The sequence below is a fragment of the Camelimonas fluminis genome (assembly GCF_014656355.1).
GTDB classification, from domain to species: domain Bacteria; phylum Pseudomonadota; class Alphaproteobacteria; order Rhizobiales; family Beijerinckiaceae; genus Camelimonas; species Camelimonas fluminis.
In genome coordinates, this window is the sequence record NZ_BNCG01000007.1 from 130,298 (window position 1) to 131,493 (window position 1,196).

Consider the following 1,196-nt stretch of genomic DNA (forward strand, 5'->3'; position numbering starts at 1 on the left):
GAACAACGACACCGCCCTGCTCAATGGCCCCACCGGCGTCATCAACGCCGATCCGCTTGGCATCGGCATGGCCGCCTATGTGGAAGGAACCCAGAACAACACCGCTGTTCTGAATGGCGGAACCGTGAACGCCGGTGTCGCCGGCCTCATCGCTTACGTAAACGGTGACGCCAACAACACCGCTGTCGGCAACAACGGCCAGATCAACGCGGTCGGCCTTGGCGCCGGCGCTTATGTGGATGGCAACGGCAACAATCTGTTCGTCGGCAATGGCCCGAACGGCGAGATCAATGCCGGCCTGATCGGCATGGCCGCCTATGTCGATGGCGACGGCAACCGCAGCGCCATGATCAATGCGCAGGGCGGCGTCATCAACGCTGATCCGCTTGGCGTCGGCATGGTCACCTACGTTAGCGGCGACCAGAACCGCGCCTTTGTTGGCAATGACGGAACGGTCAACGCCGGGGTTCTGGGGGTCGGCGGCTTCGCCGAAGGCAACCGCAACCGCCTGACCGTCGCCAACGGTCCGGACGGCGGCATCGAGGCGCTTGGCATCGGCCTGGCCGGCGGCGTCAACGGCGATCGCAATCGCCTGGTGGTCAACAATGAAGGCGCTATCGACGTCATCGGCGTCGGCACCGTGGCTTATGTCGACGGCAACCGCAACCGCGCCGAGATCAGCAACAGCGGCCAGATCGACGCGGATCTGGTGGGCGTCGCCGCTTATGTGAACGGCGACCGCAACCGTCTGACCGCCACCAATGAAGTTGGCGGCCAGATCGACACGGCCGGCGCCGGCATGGCCGCCTACATCAATGGCGACAACAACCGCGCCTCGGTCAGCAACGCTGGCGAGATCGATGCCGGCTTGCTCGGCGCCGCCGGCTTCGCCGAAGGCAACCAGAACCGCCTGACCGTCGCCAACAGCGGAACCATCGACGCGCTCGGCGTCGGCCTCGCTGGCGGCGTCAATGGCGACGACAACCGCCTGCGCGTCAGCAACACGCACGAGATCAACGCAGGCGCGCTCGGCGCTGGCGCCTATGTGGATGGCAATGGCAACCGCACGCTGGTCAGCAACAGCGGAACCATCGACTCCGACATCGCTGGCGCAGTCGCTTATGTGAACGGTAGCGACAACCAGACCGCCCTGCTCAACCTGGGCACGGTCGACGCCGAAGTTCTCGGTCTCGGCG

The 1,196-nt window shown here is 65.3% G+C and carries 1 protein-coding gene; it reads left to right on the forward strand.

Going from position 1 to position 1,196, the window contains the following annotated elements:
* Positions 1–1,196: hypothetical protein (locus IE243_RS23105; protein ID WP_194624591.1), on the forward strand; the 1,196-nt coding region annotated here is incomplete at both ends.